General features: G+C 44.1%; 14 protein-coding genes. 3 read left to right on the forward strand and 11 right to left on the reverse strand.

Annotated features, from left to right (window positions below; translation table 11 throughout):
- Positions 1-31: 31 nt before the first annotated feature.
- From MH215_RS06845 to MH215_RS06855, 3 genes are all read right to left on the reverse strand, one after another.
- Entirely contained in the window at positions 32-799 is a 768-nt protein-coding gene (locus MH215_RS06845) for a DeoR/GlpR family DNA-binding transcription regulator (RefSeq protein ID WP_239289307.1), read from the reverse strand.
- Positions 800-985: 186 nt separating this feature from the next.
- Entirely contained in the window at positions 986-2,116 is a 1,131-nt protein-coding gene (locus tag MH215_RS06850; RefSeq protein WP_239289308.1) for an NADH-dependent flavin oxidoreductase, read from the reverse strand.
- A 389-nt stretch (positions 2,117-2,505) separates the two neighbouring features.
- The gene (locus MH215_RS06855) at positions 2,506-3,183 is read right to left on the reverse strand and encodes an SOS response-associated peptidase (protein WP_145048304.1); all 678 of its coding nucleotides are present in this window, start codon (positions 3,181-3,183) and stop codon (positions 2,506-2,508) included.
- Between the two features lie 360 nt (positions 3,184-3,543).
- Between MH215_RS06855 and MH215_RS06860 the strand changes: the two genes are divergently transcribed.
- Together MH215_RS06860 and MH215_RS06865 are read left to right on the forward strand one after the other, a co-directional pair.
- Positions 3,544-4,047 carry a zinc metalloprotease gene (locus tag MH215_RS06860; RefSeq protein ID WP_239289309.1) on the forward strand — a complete coding sequence of 168 codons (504 nt, stop codon included), beginning with the start codon at positions 3,544-3,546 and terminating at the stop codon, positions 4,045-4,047.
- 55 nt (positions 4,048-4,102) lie between these two features.
- On the forward strand, positions 4,103-4,777 hold the full coding sequence (locus MH215_RS06865; protein ID WP_239289311.1) for a hypothetical protein: 675 nt from the start codon (positions 4,103-4,105) through the stop codon (positions 4,775-4,777).
- A gap of 173 nt (positions 4,778-4,950) precedes the next feature.
- Here MH215_RS06865 and MH215_RS06870 read toward each other — a convergent pair whose 3' ends face one another.
- From MH215_RS06870 to MH215_RS06885, 4 genes are all read right to left on the reverse strand, one after another.
- Positions 4,951-6,858: an AraC family transcriptional regulator gene (locus MH215_RS06870; protein ID WP_239289313.1), complete on the reverse strand. Its 1,908-nt coding sequence runs from the start codon at positions 6,856-6,858 to the stop codon at positions 4,951-4,953.
- A gap of 243 nt (positions 6,859-7,101) precedes the next feature.
- On the reverse strand, positions 7,102-9,648 hold the full coding sequence (locus tag MH215_RS06875; RefSeq protein ID WP_239289877.1) for a beta-mannosidase: 2,547 nt from the start codon (positions 9,646-9,648) through the stop codon (positions 7,102-7,104).
- 253 nt (positions 9,649-9,901) lie between these two features.
- Positions 9,902-10,927, reverse strand: a complete 1,026-nt coding sequence (locus MH215_RS06880; RefSeq protein WP_239289315.1) for a LacI family DNA-binding transcriptional regulator — start codon at positions 10,925-10,927, stop codon at positions 9,902-9,904.
- Between the two features lie 222 nt (positions 10,928-11,149).
- Positions 11,150-12,097 (reverse strand): DMT family transporter, encoded by a 948-nt coding sequence (locus MH215_RS06885; RefSeq protein WP_239289317.1) that lies wholly within the window; start codon positions 12,095-12,097, stop codon positions 11,150-11,152.
- Positions 12,098-12,262: 165 nt separating this feature from the next.
- Here MH215_RS06885 and MH215_RS06890 point away from each other — a divergent pair, with 165 nt between their 5' ends.
- Positions 12,263-13,138: a LysR family transcriptional regulator gene (locus tag MH215_RS06890; RefSeq protein ID WP_239289319.1), complete on the forward strand. Its 876-nt coding sequence runs from the start codon at positions 12,263-12,265 to the stop codon at positions 13,136-13,138.
- Between the two features lie 8 nt (positions 13,139-13,146).
- On the opposite strand, the gene MH215_RS06895 is transcribed toward MH215_RS06890, so the two are convergent.
- The 4 genes from MH215_RS06895 to MH215_RS06910 form a co-directional block, all read right to left on the reverse strand.
- Positions 13,147-13,887 carry an AAA family ATPase gene (locus tag MH215_RS06895; protein ID WP_239289321.1) on the reverse strand — a complete coding sequence of 247 codons (741 nt, stop codon included), beginning with the start codon at positions 13,885-13,887 and terminating at the stop codon, positions 13,147-13,149.
- Positions 13,888-13,911: 24 nt separating this feature from the next.
- A complete protein-coding gene (locus tag MH215_RS06900) occupies positions 13,912-14,394 on the reverse strand; it encodes a tetratricopeptide repeat protein (RefSeq protein WP_239289323.1) in 483 nt (160 codons plus the stop codon).
- A 155-nt stretch (positions 14,395-14,549) separates the two neighbouring features.
- Positions 14,550-15,407, reverse strand: a complete 858-nt coding sequence (cyoE, locus tag MH215_RS06905) for a heme o synthase (RefSeq protein ID WP_056700989.1) — start codon at positions 15,405-15,407, stop codon at positions 14,550-14,552.
- Positions 15,408-15,643: 236 nt separating this feature from the next.
- Complete coding sequence (locus MH215_RS06910) at positions 15,644-16,210, reverse strand: hypothetical protein (RefSeq protein WP_239289325.1); 567 nt, start codon at positions 16,208-16,210, stop codon at positions 15,644-15,646.
- Between the last annotated feature and the right edge of the window lie 155 nt (positions 16,211-16,365).

A 16,365-nucleotide genomic window follows, 5' to 3' on the forward strand; every position in this document is an offset into this window, starting at 1 on the left:
CCTTTCATACTACGATAGTTATTGTCAACGATTAGACTCGTATTAATTCAATCATTTGTTCTTCAAGCATACTAGCCTGCTCTTCATCCAGACCATGATCCGTGATTACTTTCGACACACTCTCCATCTGTGCGACCCGAGTAAACGCCTGTATATTGAACTTGCTCGAATCTGCCAGCAAAATGACCTCGTCCGCAATACTTATCATCTTTTGCTTCACCAGAGCCTGCAATTCATTCGATTCGCTAATTCCCTTGGTTAGATGCACGCCTTTACATGATAAAAACACCTTGTCCACATGATATGCGTCCAAAGAACGCTCAGCCAGCGGCCCTACAAAGGACAGGGACTTTGAGGCTAATTGACCTCCTGTCGCAATCACGCGAATCTGTTCCTTATTGCTAAGCTCTGCCGCCACTTTTATCGAATTCGTTAGAACTGTAAGTGGGATATTCGGTAAACCTGCCGCCATATACCAAGCTGTCGTACTCGCATCGAGGGCAATTCGATCGCCAGACTCGACCAGTTTGACTGCTTCATCTGCAATTCTACGCTTCTCCTCGGCATGGGTTACAGCCCGCTCCGGATATGGAATCTCCGGCTGTCCCTCATCTTTATATTTAATCGTGACCGCTCCACCATGTGACCGCCTGAGTCTACCTGCCTGCTCTAGCTTGTCCAGATCTCGCCGTATCGTCTCTTCGGTTACACCGCAGCGCTCACTTAGCTCTGTAACACGCATGCTCCCTTGTGCGTCCACCCATTCCACTATTTTCTCATACCGTTCCGCAACGAGCATATTCCTTCACTCCAAACCGCCTGATTATCCAAGACTTTTCTGTTCATCCATCATACCACAGTGCCCTTCGAAGGAGAATTTCGAAACCATGTCAAAAAAGAGGGAGCTCCTGCTCCCCCTTAATCTTCATGAGTCCTGCATTACTGGATCAGAATCAACTATGATCGATTCTAATGGAATCGGTCATTATTTGTCATCAGCCATTGGGAACCATCCCGGTGTATGGATAATAGCATTCCACAAGCCATCTGGGATGACTAGACGCTCCTGATCCGATTTGGTCAGAATGGTCTCAATATCTTCTTCACGGCCACTTTCAATCTTCTCTACCCAATCTGGCTCGATAATTAGCTCACGTCCAATGGCGAGCAAAGGTACACCACTCTCGAGCGCTTCAGCTGCTTGATCCGCTGTATGGATTGAACCTACACCGATGACTGGTAATTTACCGCCTACACGATCAAGGATAAACTCCATTCTAGAGCGTGTATCTGCTTCACCACGTCTTGGTTTAGACCAGAACTCGTTCAGGGATACATGCAAATAATCTAAGTTTTTCTCTTTCAATGCATCGATCAGTGCATACGTCTCTTCCATTGTCAGACCCGGTGTTTCCGGTTCTTCTGGTGAGAAACGATAACCAACGATGAATGGTAGTTTGGTATGTTTTGCCACAACTTCTTGAACCTCATCAACAACCGCAAGTGGGAACGTCAGACGTTTTTCAACACTACCGCCCCAGCGGTCTTCACGGCGATTCGAATGTGGCGAGAAGAATTGTTGAATCAGATATCCGTTCGCACCATGAATCTCAACACCGTCGAATCCAGCTTCAATCGCGCGGCGTGTAGCTTCACCAAAATCCTTAATAATTGACGTAATCTCTTCATCGGATAGTTCTCTTGGTAATGGAGAGCCTGGACGCTCACTGGCAACTGCACTTGGAGCTACCACTTGACCTGCCGGAACAGCTTGTTCAGGAGTCAATCGACCTGCGTGGAAGATTTGCAATACGGCTTTGGAGCCTTGTTGTTTAATTGTATCTGCTAGACTTTTCAGTCCAGGAATGAAGCTATCATCATAAGCTGCAAATTGTGCAGGGAAGCCGATACCGTTCGGTGTAACGTAGGTTACAGCTGTTACAGACATGCCTGCACCGCCGGTACGTCGTGCATAATATTCAAGCTCCGCATCGGATACGGTGCCATCAGCGTTAGAAGACATATGTGTCATTGGCGCAAGTACAATCCGGTTTTTGAGAGCAATGCCATTGGGTAGAGCGACTTGTTCAAACATTTTGTTGAATTTTGGATTCATTTTGGGTTTCCCTCCTGAATATAAATATCTCTTTTAATAGATATATGAATACGTGTTTCTTTTTACTGTAATTATTATAGTTACTATTCGATTGCATTTCAACTTTTCTTTTCTCAGCAGAACGAGCACCCTCTCCATTAAACGGAAATTCAGTCTCTCAAACCCGAAAAAAGGCGGGAAGCATAGGACGTGTCTCAAAACTCCTAAAGTGCATCTTTTACCACCTTTTTGCCCCCTGCTTCGGCATTTTCCCTTGATGCGCCCCGGCACGTCTTCGGAAAACTTCATTTGCTTGGAACAAAATTCGGCTAAATCTGCGTCCTTCGGAGTGATCAGGCACACCCTAGAAACTTTCCGCCTTTAATGGGCTCTATATTGGTTGAGTTGATTTAGTAGCTGCGCACATATGCTAGCTTCTGTTCTACCTCTTCTACGCATTCATAACAGTCATGTTCATCATTCGCAACCATTGGTGTCACTGGATACAGATGCATGTCTGAACTATTGTAAGATTTCAAGAGTGGTAGAAGCTGCGTTACACGAGTGTTCGCAGGATCTAGCCATGTATCAATCTCCGTTTCCGACAAGATCGCAGGCATCTTGCTGCCAAACTCCCGGGTAACCATGTTGGCTCCCGTCATTAGCATCGTGCAGGTACGAAGCGGTTGTTTTCGAGTGTCTTTCCAAATCTCATATAATCCGGCAATTCCGAACAATCCACGATCCGGCATAACTACACGAACAGCAAAGCTTTTTTTGCCTTCTTGACGCCAGTAAAAGAGACCGTTGCATGGAATAACGCACCGCTTCGTTTCCACCAGTTTGTAATATGAAGGATTATCATGCACAGTCATCAGGTTCGCATTCACCGCATCACGTCCCCAAAATGGAATGAACCCCCAACGAAACTCATCCAATACACGCTCCCCATCCTGATGAAGAATGATTGGCGTATGCTGGGTAGGACTGATATTATAACGATTTTTGTAATAATACATCACTCGCTGTATTTTGAAATGATCTCTAACCTCATCTAAATCTGCTGCCAACGAAAATCGGTTGCACATGCTCAAGGCACTTCCTTTCCCTCTCTAAGTTGTTTGTATTGTTTGTATTCGGAGGGAAATTATGCATGTATAACTGTACAAAATACTCGTCTTATTTTCATGCTTCTTCTTGAACTTCTAGCTTACATCAATTGTTAATAATCACAGATTCGGTGTCCCTCAACATATTTTTGAGCCTGTTATGATTCGACAGTAATCCAGATAATTAGACGAAATAAGCTTAATTTTAATGAAAAAAAGGTAGATTTATCCTTTAAAACAATGACTTCAGACTCATTTCAACAGCTCCATTCCCTGTTACTCTAACAGAGTAAAATAATACATTTATTGGATGTTTTAAGTATGAAAAGGAAAATTCTTATGAGCATCATGTTGTTCTCAGCCCTCGCGATGTTTGGCAGCACGATCTACGCCGCAACCTTTCTCAATTACGGTTATCCCAGCTCCACTATTCCTATTCGTCCTTATAATTACACCTCTACGTGGCAAGCCCCGATGGACGCTTCTATCACCAACTGGAACAACGCAGGTGCCAAAGTACAGTTCACCAAATCAAACAATTCCCCTAATACCATCACCGCTGGAAACTTCAATAACACTGCTTATGGTGTCAATTATGCTTCTGTATCAGGTAGTCAAGTCGTAAGCTTCCGCATTGAACTCAACGCTTCTACCATATCAGCAGACGCAACCAACTTATCTAACTTCATTCAGAGTGTGTTCGTGCACGAACTAGGCCACTCCGTTTGGCTTGGAGATAACCCCACTACGTCTAGCCCTTCCATCATGTCCTACACCCGTAATCGCAATTCTATGACCAAGCCGCAGACCTTTGATATCAACAATGTTAGATCCAGATACTAACGCCTCGTTCTAATACCTCTCCCTACTAAACCAATTCCAAGGAGGAACTATATCCATGAGAAAAATCCAAATATTAACCCTGTTTGCCTCTTCCATCTTCATTCTGTCCACACTAGGTTGCTCTTCTGTCACGACCCAAACGGCATCAACACCTCAGGCTCCGATCACTGTAATTGCTTCTGAAGACTTTCCCAACTATTCAAGTATCAACGACCTCTCTGATCGAGCGGATACCATCATTAAAGGTAATGTGATTCAAACTCGTGTAGAAGTATTGAATGATAGAGTACAAGCTCCCGAAGCTGATCAGGAGAATGCCCAGAAGGTTACGTTAGAGGCGGGGAATGAAGAGCTTGCTTTTGACAAAATCTACACCATTCATACGATTCAAGTTGCCGAATCCTACAAAGGTGCATTCGTAGCAGGGGATACGCTTGAAGTTAAACAACTGGGAGGACAACTAAATAACACTGAGATTATCAATGATGACCACGTCTCACTAATTCCTACGAAGGATTATGTGCTCTTCCTTGAAACCTATGAAGACACACCCGCCAGTCTCCTCAACTCCATCCAAAGTCTGTATGTGATCAAACCGGCTAGCAAATCCAGCCAGTCTACAGAGCAACAAACGACATCTCCAGTGATTGTCAGTGCCAATCCCGAAAATGACCTTACATTAAGTCTCGATCAATTGAACCAAATTCAAAGTGAAGAACAGAGCAAATAACTCCAGGCTTGCAAGCGCTAAGTCCTGCCCAATGTTCCTTTACGGCGGATACTTTCTCTCGCACACACTATAAGTCTTACATATTACAAAAATGTGCTGCACCGGAGAAAACGGAGCAGCACGTTTTTTTTACATGGAATACGTAATCTGAATAATTAATATTCATGTGATTATTATTGTGTATTGAGATCAATGATCCATTCAGCCAGATCTTGTGTCTGCTTCAGCAGAGCAATCGGATCACGGAACCAAGACTCTTCCTCAGTCCACAAATACACACGTCCATTCTGAACAGCAGGCAATGAGCCCCACACCGGATCTGCTTGAAGCTCCTCAAGCTGTGCTTTGCTAGTCAAAATGAGATAATCTCCTGCGTATTTAGAGAGCAATTCAATGGAGAATTCATGATATGCACCCTCCATTAACTCGGTAGGTACTACTGCAGGTGCTTGTAGGCCAAGCAACTCATAAATGTTACGTCCTCCACGTCCCGACTGATTACCAAATATAAAGACCTGCCGATCATATTCCTGCATGACCGAGAATGTTGTATCGGCTGGAACAACATCATTGACCTTTTGCTTAATTTGAGCAATCTCTTGATCAAAGTTAGCCAGCCATTCCTGGGCTTCTGCCTCTTTGCCAAGCACCTCGCCGAAATAATTCACCTCATCCTTAAGTGCTGGGAAGGTAATCGATGCAATCGAGACAGTTGGTGCAATCTGACTGTATTTTTCATAAGCTGCTTTGTCGGGATTCAATGTGATAATGAGATCTGGCTCCAGTTCCATTAATTGCTCAACGGAGTCTCCAATGACTTCAATGCCATCCAAATGGCTCTCTAGATACGGACTATTCATCAGAAATTGCCCTCCACCAACGGGCTTCACACCAAGAGCAAGTACTGTTCCCAAATAATCTATGGCGGCAACTCGCTGCGGATCTGCAGGAATTTCTACATCCCCAAATGCTATTTTCACGGTTTTCATCTCTACAACAGCAGGCTGTTCGACATCTTCAGCCGCTGCATCAGACAATACGGCGCTCTGCGTGGCTGTGCCACAAGCACTCAATGTGAAGATCAGCACAAGTGACATCAGTGCTGCTTTAAGATTGTTAAACATTTCCGCTTCCTCATCTCCATTAAATTGATAATGATTATCATCATCAACTAAAGGATAACGTCCTAGCTGCCCGCTTACAATGGACTTATTTGCTGCGTTTTTTGTGTTTTTCGAAACCCAATTTGATTGTTTATGATGCTCAATACGAAACTTACCCGGTGTTGTTCCCATTTCCTTCTTGAAAGCTCTGTTGAAGTAAAAGGGATCTGGGTAGCCAACATAGGCAGCAATCTCATTTAAAGTCGCTTCTGTTGAAATAAGTAAGTTCTGCGCTTCGTTCATTCTCATCTGAATGATGTATTCCGTCGGTGTAACCCCTGTCTGTTCTTTGAACTTACGAGATAGATACTGCGGGCTATAATTCAATGACTCTGCCAACGTATCCAGCGAGAGCTGTTCCCGAAAATGCCTCAAGATATAACGCAAAACCTGTTCAGTCAGTGAAGGAAGCTGTTCGTTGCCTTGTCTCTCTGCCTTCTGCCGGGACACAAGTTGGACCAATTGAAAAAAGTACCCTTTGATTTGCAGTTTGCCCAGGTGATCCTGTTCATTCCAGCAGCGATGAATATGTTGAGAGAGCTCCCGTAGCTCCAGTGGATGTTCCGGTTCCTCTGCCCAGTTCTGCTCAAAAGGATTACTGTTAAGCAGCATTATATGGTACTCTCGCAGCACATTAGATGGTAACGTTGCTTTGTAAAAAATGAAATAAACTTCAATGGGCTCTGTAGCCTCAATCGTCAAGTATCGGCCTTTGCCTCCATGTAATAGTAAAAATCGGCTCGAAGACCACACCTCATGGTTCAACCACAGTTGTCCCCGCCCGCTTATAAATATAAATGTACTTGTAGGTAGTACATATCGTCGCATCTGCTCGTTCTTCTGGATAATCGTGAAACGTACATCCAGAACACGTACCTGAACTTGATCCCATAATTGAATATGATCATGCACACTCATGTTGTTTTCCTTTCCCCTAACTTTCTATAGATCACTCTAACCTAGCTACATCACATGCAAATGATAATAATTATCAATGATAACGAATTTGCACCACAAATTGAAGCACAAGTTGAACATTCGTTACTCCTTTGAGGAAGAAGTAAATCTGATATAAGTAAAAAAGACCGTTGCTCCCCCCCGCAAAGGGAGAGTCAACAGCCTTGTAATCATCAGTTCACTTCTTAATTCAGAACCTGTGAATTATAACGTAATAAAGTCAGCCATCGAACGAACCTGAATGGTACCCGCAGACGATACTGCACTTGAATCTTGTAGTCCGGCTCTTGATGTAAACTTCACCTTAACAGGGATACCTGGAATGAGATCGAAGAAATTATCCGAGAAAACGCCTTCTGCTTCTGACGAGATCCATACTTGTTTAGCAAGAACATCACTTTCAAGTACGAGATACACTGTATCGTTCTCCTTAACTTCTTTTACCTGAATCTGAGCCGGCTTCAAGCCGATATCCTTCGAAGGAGCAAAATAGTGCTCTTGCACAATATCCGCCTGTCCTTCTTGCTTCAGATCAAGTCGTAGTAACGTTGTCGCTGGACTAAGCTCTTGTAACCATTCTGCCTGATTGAGGGATAGCACTTGTTGGCCGGAATTCGGCGCAAGCGTTACCTCATGCTCTTCTTCACGATGCACAGTTCCATCAAATCCGATGAGCCGTAGTTGCAATGTTCCTTCCACAGCCTTTAATTGATCAGAGATTAGGTAGATATCCGTTGTATCTTCCTTGGTACCATCTACTGAAATCAGTACATCACTGAAGCTGCGTTTAGCGTAGTACTGCAATGCTTTCCAACGACCGAGATAGTCCATACCTGCCCATGAAGCTACAGGCCAACAATCATTCATTTGCCAGTAGAGCGTGCCCATACAGTACGGTTTGCGGCGACGATGCGCTTCAATAGCTGTCTTCATCGCTTCTGCTTGAAGAACTTGACTCATGTACAGGAAGGAAGGGAAATCCTTCGGTTCGTGCATGTACATATCCATGTATTGTTTGATCAGACGATTGCCTGCTCCGTTCTTCTGGTGAGCCAGCATCACTTCGGATTCAAGAGCCAGATCCTGTTCCTCGGCATAAGTACGCACTGATTTATATTCAGGGAAGGATTGGAATCCATATTCACTCATGAAGCGGCCAACGTGAACGTTATAGTTCTCAAATGGTTCAACACTATGCCATACGCCCCAGTAATGGATGTCTCCTTCGGATGTAGAAGGATGAGCATGTTGTTTCTCGTCATCTGTCAGAGATACTAACGGTGAAGATGGCCAATAATCAATACCAGGTGCATAGGCTTCCACTACTTCTGGCAATAGATCATGGAAAACGGCTTTGTAATCTGCCCAGATGCTCTCGCGTTGCTCTGTATTGAAGTCTTTCTTCCAGCCCCAGCCACCATTCTCATTAAAGTGAGCCCAGGCTGAGTCAATCTCGTTGTTACCACACCATAATGCGATACTTGGGTGATTACGCAGACGTTTAACGTTATCTATAGCTTCATGTCTCACACTATTTAGGAACGCTTCATCTCCAGGGTACATACTGCACGCGAACATGAAGTCCTGCCATACCAACAGACCGTATTCATCACACAAATCGTAGAATACATCCTCTTCGTAGATGCCTCCGCCCCATACTCTTAACATATTCATATTGGACTCCGCAGCGGAGACAATTTCATGGCGATAACGCTCAGCCGTAATTTCAGTAATGAAGCTATCGTTCGGAATATGGTTAGCTCCTTTGGCAAAAACCGCCACGCCGTTTAACTCAAAATAAAAGGACGCCCCAACCTCGTCTTTATCACGAACCAAACGAATTGAACGAATACCCGTCTTAACCGTTGATTCCGCCAACACACGCTCTCCAGCAAGCACTTCTGTCACAAAAGAATACAAATGTGCTTCGCCAAGTCCGCGACTCCACCATAACTTCGGTTGATCAATCATAACAGGAACTTCTACGGTCTGTAGGCCTGACTTTAACGTTACAGCCTGTTCCCAGACCTGACCATCTGTACTGATCCGAATGACGGTATCACCCGCATGGTCTGCATCAATCTCTACCACAGCGTTTAATGAAGCAACCGACGCGCTCACTTCCTGTTGCTGGATAAATACATCAGTTATTCGCACCTCAGACCAGCCTTCCAACCGAGCCTCACGCCAGATGCCACTTGTTACGAACCGTGGACCCCAATCCCATCCATAGTGATATGGAGCCTTCCGGGCAAATATACTCACCTTTTTGTCTCCAAGTTCGCCTACATCGGATTGATCATTTGCTGCAGGCAGTGCGTATCCAAGCTTCTCAAGCTTAGGCAGATCTTCCTGAATCGGAGAACGGAAACGAATTCTAAGTATATTATCTTGCGCTTTGACAACCGCTTTCACATCAACGTTCCACACACGAAACATATTGTCAGCAGACAACACATGTTGATCATTCACATAAACATCGGCATAGGTGTCTAGTCCATCGAATACAAGCTCCAGATGCTCCTGTGCAAATAACTTCTCTTGAACATCAAATTTCGTTTGGTATTCCCAATCTTTCTTATCAATCCATTGAACCTCTTTCTCATTCGTTCCATAGAACGGATCTGGAATCTTCCCCAGCTTCAGCAAATCCGTATGTATACAGCCCGGCACCTGTGCGGGTAACCATTCTTGATCCTCGCATGCCTTAAACGTCCAGTTCTGAAAAACCTGTGATTGTATCGTACTCATCATGGCCTCCGTTATGAATAAAGTTTTTTTTGCAAACATTATCAAAACATTTTGTTAGGTTTTGTTATCATAAAACAAATAACTTACAAAACAAAAATAACATGACAACCTCAGAATAGTCAACAGTGGTTTTGTGATTGGTCTACATTAGGTTTATTCAGGCAAACAAAAAAAGACATTAGGCTGCAACATGCCCACCCCATGTCTTTGTGGAACTTCTGTCCATTTATGCTGTGAAGCCTATACGCTTATTCTACAGTAGTTTCGTCTGATGCATATCACGTACAACTAACTCTGAGTAAATTAACTTGCGCTCAAAAGGCTGATCAGGGTGTTCAATTCGCCACAATAAATGATCAACCGCTCTCTTACCAAGATGCTCCTTATCAATATGGATGGAAGCCATTATCGGCTCCTCAGCCCTTGTATTGTCGAAGCCAGTAACAGAGCAGCGCTCTGGGACATCAATCCCTTTATTCTTAAGGGCACGTAGCACGACCACAGCTGTAAAATCATTGGCACAGACAAAGACCTCGGGAAGATCTTCAATCTCCATTTCTTCAATTGCTTTGCGAATATGTTCATTGTTTGGCCCTAGTAGTCCAGGCTGCTGATTGGATTGAATCTGCATCTCTTCCAGCACTGAACGATAGCCAAACCAGCGCTCTCTGAAACTCGCTGCATCAGGCAGCTCGCCGGCAAACTGAAAGTGCCTGTACCCTTTGCCAATCAGCATAAGCACGAGTTCCCTCATACATTTGACATTATCTGTGAACACAGTGTCTGCATGAACCGCCGGTTCCTCATGATCCACCATCACAAGCGGAATTCGCAACCGATAGATTTCCAGTAATACAGTAGTAGAGATTGCACCTACCGTGATAATTCCCCTGATCGCTTCTGGATTCAGTACAGAGAACATCCGATCTGATGAAGGTTCCGTTAGGGTTAATATGTCTAACCCCTTCTCATTCAAGCGAGCTGAAATACCCTCGAAAACTGGTCCCCAGTAGAGAGAAGAGCGATTCTGTGATCGAATATTAGGGAACAGCACCAAAATGGTTCCTGTGTTATCTGCAATATGATCCTGCTCCACTGCCTGTTCGATCGGATAACGTTTCGTTTCAGCCTTGAAGTAACCTAACTGAGCTGCCGTCTTTACAATCATCTCACGTGTATATTCACTTACTCCAGGTTTCCCCGTCAGAGCACGAGAGACAGCAAACTTCGATACGCCGGCAGCATCGGCAATTTGCTGCATCGTTACCTTTTTAGCCATACGACTCACCCGTTTTCCCTTATTTTCATCCAGTGTAGCACAAAAACGAGGATTCAACAAAACAAGTTATTGTTTTGTTTGGTTGTTAGGGCAATATTTTTTTTGAAAAAGCATAATTGATAACCCATTATTAGATTGAAAATGCAAAACAAAAAAGCGGGGCTCTCTTCATTTGAATGAAAAGATACCCCACTCCTTATATATCACTAAAGATAAGATCGACTATACCCCAGGTGCTCCCCGTTCTCCAAGTTCTGTGGGTATACTAGGTTGCTTGCGACGCCAGAACATCATGTCAACGGCTTTGATCTCGGTAATTAATACCCCAACCAACATGAGTGCTGCTCCTGTGTATCCTTGTAGCGTTAAGGTTTCGCCTTGAAAACTAAAAGCAAACGCAGCAGCAAATAGTGGCTCTAAAGAGAATATTAGACTTGTCCGAGTCGGTGAAGCATGACGCTGTGCTAATGTCTGCAATATATAACCTATACCGCTGCACAACACACCCAACCCTAGAATCGCCGCCCAAGACTCAGGTGAATCCGGCAGACGAGGACTCTCAAACAAAAAGGTTGCCGCGATCCCCCATATAGCAGCAACCCCTAGTTGCACCGTTCCCAGCGTTAAAGGGTCATGCTTCGGTGTGAATTTGCCAGCGATCATAATGTAGATCGCATAGATCAATGCTGCAACAATACATAGGATATCTCCGGTATGTAAGCTGAGCTCGTGCTGAAGAGTCAACAATCCCAGCCCAGTAACGGCGATAATGATACTCATCATGAGACGTCTATCTGGCATACGTCTATGGATAGTGGTTGTTAGGATCGGTACAAAAATAACAGCTAAACTAATCAAAAAACCAGCCTGTGATGTCGTTGTTCGTTGTACGCCATATGTAATGAACACAAACGCTGCAAATAATGCTGTTCCCATTACCGCCCCAGCTACAAATGTGCGGACATCCATTCGGAATAACCTACGGTGAAAAATAACGGCGGCGGCAATAAATGCAATTGCAAACCGGAAAGCGACTAAGTTTAATTCCTGCATCGATTCCAGTCCAGATTTCATAAATAAATACGATGATCCCCAAATAACGGTTGCGAGCAACATCTGAATGTCAGCTCTTCTCGCTCCATTAATAGGTTTACTGCTTACTCTACTCATTCTACGTCTACCTTCATTCTGTATGATCTTATCTGCTTATATGTCAGCGCAAATGAATTCGCCTTGGCAAGTATAAACGATCTCTTTGCATTATTAAAATGAATAATTATAATGATATACATGAAATAAATTCATGCAATTTGAAACGAGAGGAATCATGCGCTCATGTCGTTAATTAAATACGAAATTTTCAATACCATCGTGGAATATGGCAGCCTTACTAAAGCGGCAGAAGCACTGAATATCACGCAATCGGCTGTTAGTCATGCGATCGCCAGTCTTGAGAAAGATTGTGGATTCCCTCTACTGAGCCGAGGACGTTCAGGGGTTCGAATTACAGTCGAGGGTGAACGAGTTCTGGGATATACACGCGAGATTCTTCGCTGGACAGAATTAATGAATCAAGAGATTTCTCTGATCCGAGGTGCTGAGGTGGGTACCGTTCGCATTGGAACATTCGCCAGTGTGTCAACGCAATGGCTGCCTGGAATTCTTACGCAATTTCGGCTGCGTCATCCCGGAATCGAGATCAAGCTATGGGAGGGTGATTATGCAGAAATCGAGGGTTGGCTTGCCGGTGGGGCGATTGATCTTGGATTTTTGTCCCTTGGTGAAACTACACCATATGAAACGATTCCATTACAAAAAGACAGGATGATGTGCATCCTGCCTCTAGATCACCCCCTGGCTCACAACACATCTGTTAGTTTCGATGTATTACTGGAACAACCTTTCATTTTGCCGAAATGGGGCGGTGACAACGAAATTGAACGTTTAATTCGTATGCATGCCGTGAAACTGAACGTAATCTACGAAGTTGCCGAAGATCAAGCCATCATGGCGATGGTTCGAAATGGGCTTGGAATCAGCCTGTTGCCTGAAATGGTGGTACAGGGTCACACCGATGAGTTCGCTCTTGTCCCCATTACAGGTGAGCCTTATCGTACCATTGGTATAGCCTGTACCTCACTCGGTAATCTTGCACCCGCATCACGTCGATTTATTGAAAATGTACAGGAATGGTTGCCGCAATCCAACTAGGACATGCCCTAACCCTCGAACAACTGCTTATAATACCGTTCTCGGTAATTAAGAAAGTCACGGGTCAGTTGAAAGTGCTCCGTATCTTCATATGCCACTTCCATAATCCCTTCTTCACTGAACTCGTATATGCAAGCACCTGGATACGACATTAATATGGGGGAGTGCGTCGCAATGATGAATTGCGACCCACTACTCTCCATCTCATGGATCATCCGTAACAAGACAAGCTGGTTCTGAGGCGATAGAGCAGATTCGGGCTCATCCAGTAAATATAATCCTTTTGTACTCAGACGATTGGTCAGAAATTCAAGAAATCCCTGCCCATGTGATCGTACATTCAAAGACTTCCCTCCGTACGGTGCATACGCGCTCTTGCCAACGTCAGGATCATCTGCAAGTTCATCGATATACTTGGCAAATGTGTCAAAGGTTTCAGCACGAAAATAAAATCCCTGCTTCACTCTCGGCATCCATTGCAGGTTCATAATGGTTGATAATGAGGCATCGTCTTTTTCATTCGTAATAACCAGATCCTTGCCACCAACAATGCTAAAACCACAACTTACGCCGATTGCTTCGAGCAGCGTAGACTTGCCTGAACCATTCTCCCCCACCAAGAAAGTTACATTGTGTCTGAATTCCAGTTCATCAAGATTACGTAATGCGGGGATATGATAGGGAAACAGATCTTGTTGCTCCGGTGGACAATCGTGCCATCGAAGTACGACTTTTTTAAGAAAAGGCATGCGGATACCTCCCGAATTTAAGTATTACTCCCACACGCGATCAAGCTGATCTGCGTAATAACGAATGGCTTTCTGATAATCAACAATATTTGAATCGTTAGAGGTATCTGCCAATTGGATCAGCAGACGTTGCATTGCTTCAGTATGTTTACCGAGATTGTACAGTACCATGGCATAAAACACTTCAAATTCACGACGTTCAGGGAATAACTTGATCCCTTGCGCCAACCACTTCTCAGCCTCTGTGTACTCCCCTAATGTTCGATAGGTGCTCCCCAAACCAAGAATAGCACCAGCTTGATCTTCCTTATCTAGTCCGAGCTGTATCGCCTTTTCGTAGTAAGGAACAGCTTCCCGCTCCAACCCCAGGTTGTCATGCGCCCATGCGAGCTGATACCATGCCTGAGCATGAGCCGGCTCCTGATCCATTATTTTTTTCAATAATACAATCGCCTCTTCGGCTTTTCCCTCTTGTCTTAACGCAATAGACTGCTGTAATTCATTCATTTCTATGCTCCGTTCTCCCATAAACATCCTTTTATGTACATCTTATGATTATATCATATACTAAAAAAGCACCCCAGGGAGGTTGAATAGCCAACAAAGGTTGTCCATCTATTCTCCATAGAATGCTTTTAGAGGTTATTTACAGAGACTACTTGCTACGACCAAGTCGTATTAGCCACCATCACGATAAATACCACCATCAGGTAATTGACCGAGATCAAAAAATTAATTTTCGCCCATTTCTCCGTATCCTTCGTTTTAATTCCACTCAACGTATGAATTAACCAGAGAAGTCCGCCGCCTAGAGCTACGATCAGGAATACCAACCCTACATAGTTGTAGTAGTACAGTAGAAACACCGAGGGTAGCAGCAGCAATACATAAGGAATCATCTGTAGTTTCGTGCGCTTCACCCCTTTGACAACAGGCAACAAGGGGAATCCAGCCGCGCGATATTCCTCTACCCGCCGAATACCTAGTGACCAGAAATGGGGCGGCTGCCAGAGAAATAACAGAGCGAACAGCAACCATGCACCGATATCAATCTGATTCGTAACAGCACAGTATCCAATGACGGGTGGCATTGCACCTGCGATTCCCCCAAGGGATGTACTCCAGGTCGAGCTGCGTTTCAGCCAGATGGTATAGATCGCAATGTAAGCAAACCATCCACCCAGGCCGAGCCATGCCGACAACGGATTAACCATGATATACAATACAATGAACCCTGCGACACCAAGTACAATTCCGTACCAGAGAACAAATGCCGGCTTCAGATGATTGATGTACTCAATCCGCTTCTTCGTCCGTTCCATCTTCTGATCAAGTTCCCGATCCCAATAGTTATTAATAACACAAGCTGAGGCAATGACCAATGTAGATCCAATCACGACCATGAACAAGGATAACCAAGAAATATCCCACTTTGAAGCGACCCAGAAGCCTACGGCTACCGCAAATACATTCAACCGCAGCAATCCTGGTTTTGTTAAAGCAATCATGTCTTTAAGCATGACCATCCCCCTGAAGATATGTAAAAAAACCATTCTTCTAATGATACCTGTACCTACAATGAATTACAATCTTCTTCGATTATTTGTCATATCTGAGCCCTTTTCATACCGTATTTATCATTGATTTTGTAACGATTTGGAAATAGCTGAAAGTACTATGGAATGGTTTCAACAAAAAAAGCATTCCTAACCGCTCTTGTCGAACGGAAGGAATGCTTCAATCTTGTCCTTTACCTTTAAGGAATATACTGTTGAACAATTTTGACCACACTGCCGTCTTGCACCGTCAGGTGATATGGAAATACAGCAAGATCCAAAATATCTTTTTTGTCATAAAGTGTTTCGAATGTACTGAGTTCAATTGACTCATTCCATTGAATATCAGCACCCTGAATCGTTCCATCTCGGTCATACAGTTGCATCAACACCTCAGCATCTGCACTCACTTCAAACTTCTCCTGCTCCTCATTATCATTGACGATATAGTACCCATCAGGAGCACCGTCTAGACCCGAGTTCGGATTGCGTTGTTCAAATACTTTATCTGCTTCTTCACCTTGATACCAGCCAATTTTATCGACCACAAGATACAGCTTGCCGTTCTCCTGCTGTAAATCGTCTACATAGGCTGTAAACATCTCAGAGTTGTTAGCCTGAACTTGCTTGGCAGCAGCCGGATTAGCAGTTGCATTCTCCTCTGCATTAGCAGGTGTTAATACATATGTAGCAATCACAATCATGCCCAGCACCGCAACCGCAATACCCAGCATTCGTAGTTTCCATTGTTTCGCCGCGTTCTTCATAGGCAGCATCTCTCCTTATATGAACGTTACTATTCCTTAACCGTAAGCCTTCCATCTCAAACGCTACATGAGTTAATCGGTTGATTCTAACTTTCTATATCATACGTGAAGTCGATATTGCAAAAGTATCAGCCAGATGAAAAATAGTTACAATT

Source organism: Paenibacillus sp. ACRSA, from assembly GCF_022346845.1.
Lineage (GTDB): Bacteria > Bacillota > Bacilli > Paenibacillales > Paenibacillaceae > Paenibacillus.

Coding starts and splice junctions, on each gene's coding strand:
- MH215_RS06845 (WP_239289307.1), bottom strand. CDS start 799: ATGCTCGTTGCGGAACGGTATGAGAAAATAGTGGAATGGGTGGACGCA.
- MH215_RS06850 (WP_239289308.1), bottom strand. CDS start 2,116: ATGAATCCAAAATTCAACAAAATGTTTGAACAAGTCGCTCTACCCAAT.
- MH215_RS06855 (WP_145048304.1), bottom strand. CDS start 3,183: ATGTGCAACCGATTTTCGTTGGCAGCAGATTTAGATGAGGTTAGAGAT.
- MH215_RS06860 (WP_239289309.1), top strand. CDS start 3,544: ATGAGCATCATGTTGTTCTCAGCCCTCGCGATGTTTGGCAGCACGATC.
- MH215_RS06865 (WP_239289311.1), top strand. CDS start 4,103: ATGAGAAAAATCCAAATATTAACCCTGTTTGCCTCTTCCATCTTCATT.
- MH215_RS06870 (WP_239289313.1), bottom strand. CDS start 6,858: ATGAGTGTGCATGATCATATTCAATTATGGGATCAAGTTCAGGTACGT.
- MH215_RS06875 (WP_239289877.1), bottom strand. CDS start 9,648: ATGAGTACGATACAATCACAGGTTTTTCAGAACTGGACGTTTAAGGCA.
- MH215_RS06880 (WP_239289315.1), bottom strand. CDS start 10,927: ATGGCTAAAAAGGTAACGATGCAGCAAATTGCCGATGCTGCCGGCGTA.
- MH215_RS06885 (WP_239289317.1), bottom strand. CDS start 12,097: ATGAGTAGAGTAAGCAGTAAACCTATTAATGGAGCGAGAAGAGCTGAC.
- MH215_RS06890 (WP_239289319.1), top strand. CDS start 12,263: ATGTCGTTAATTAAATACGAAATTTTCAATACCATCGTGGAATATGGC.
- MH215_RS06895 (WP_239289321.1), bottom strand. CDS start 13,887: ATGCCTTTTCTTAAAAAAGTCGTACTTCGATGGCACGATTGTCCACCG.
- MH215_RS06900 (WP_239289323.1), bottom strand. CDS start 14,394: ATGAATGAATTACAGCAGTCTATTGCGTTAAGACAAGAGGGAAAAGCC.
- cyoE (WP_056700989.1), bottom strand. CDS start 15,407: ATGCTTAAAGACATGATTGCTTTAACAAAACCAGGATTGCTGCGGTTG.
- MH215_RS06910 (WP_239289325.1), bottom strand. CDS start 16,210: ATGAAGAACGCGGCGAAACAATGGAAACTACGAATGCTGGGTATTGCG.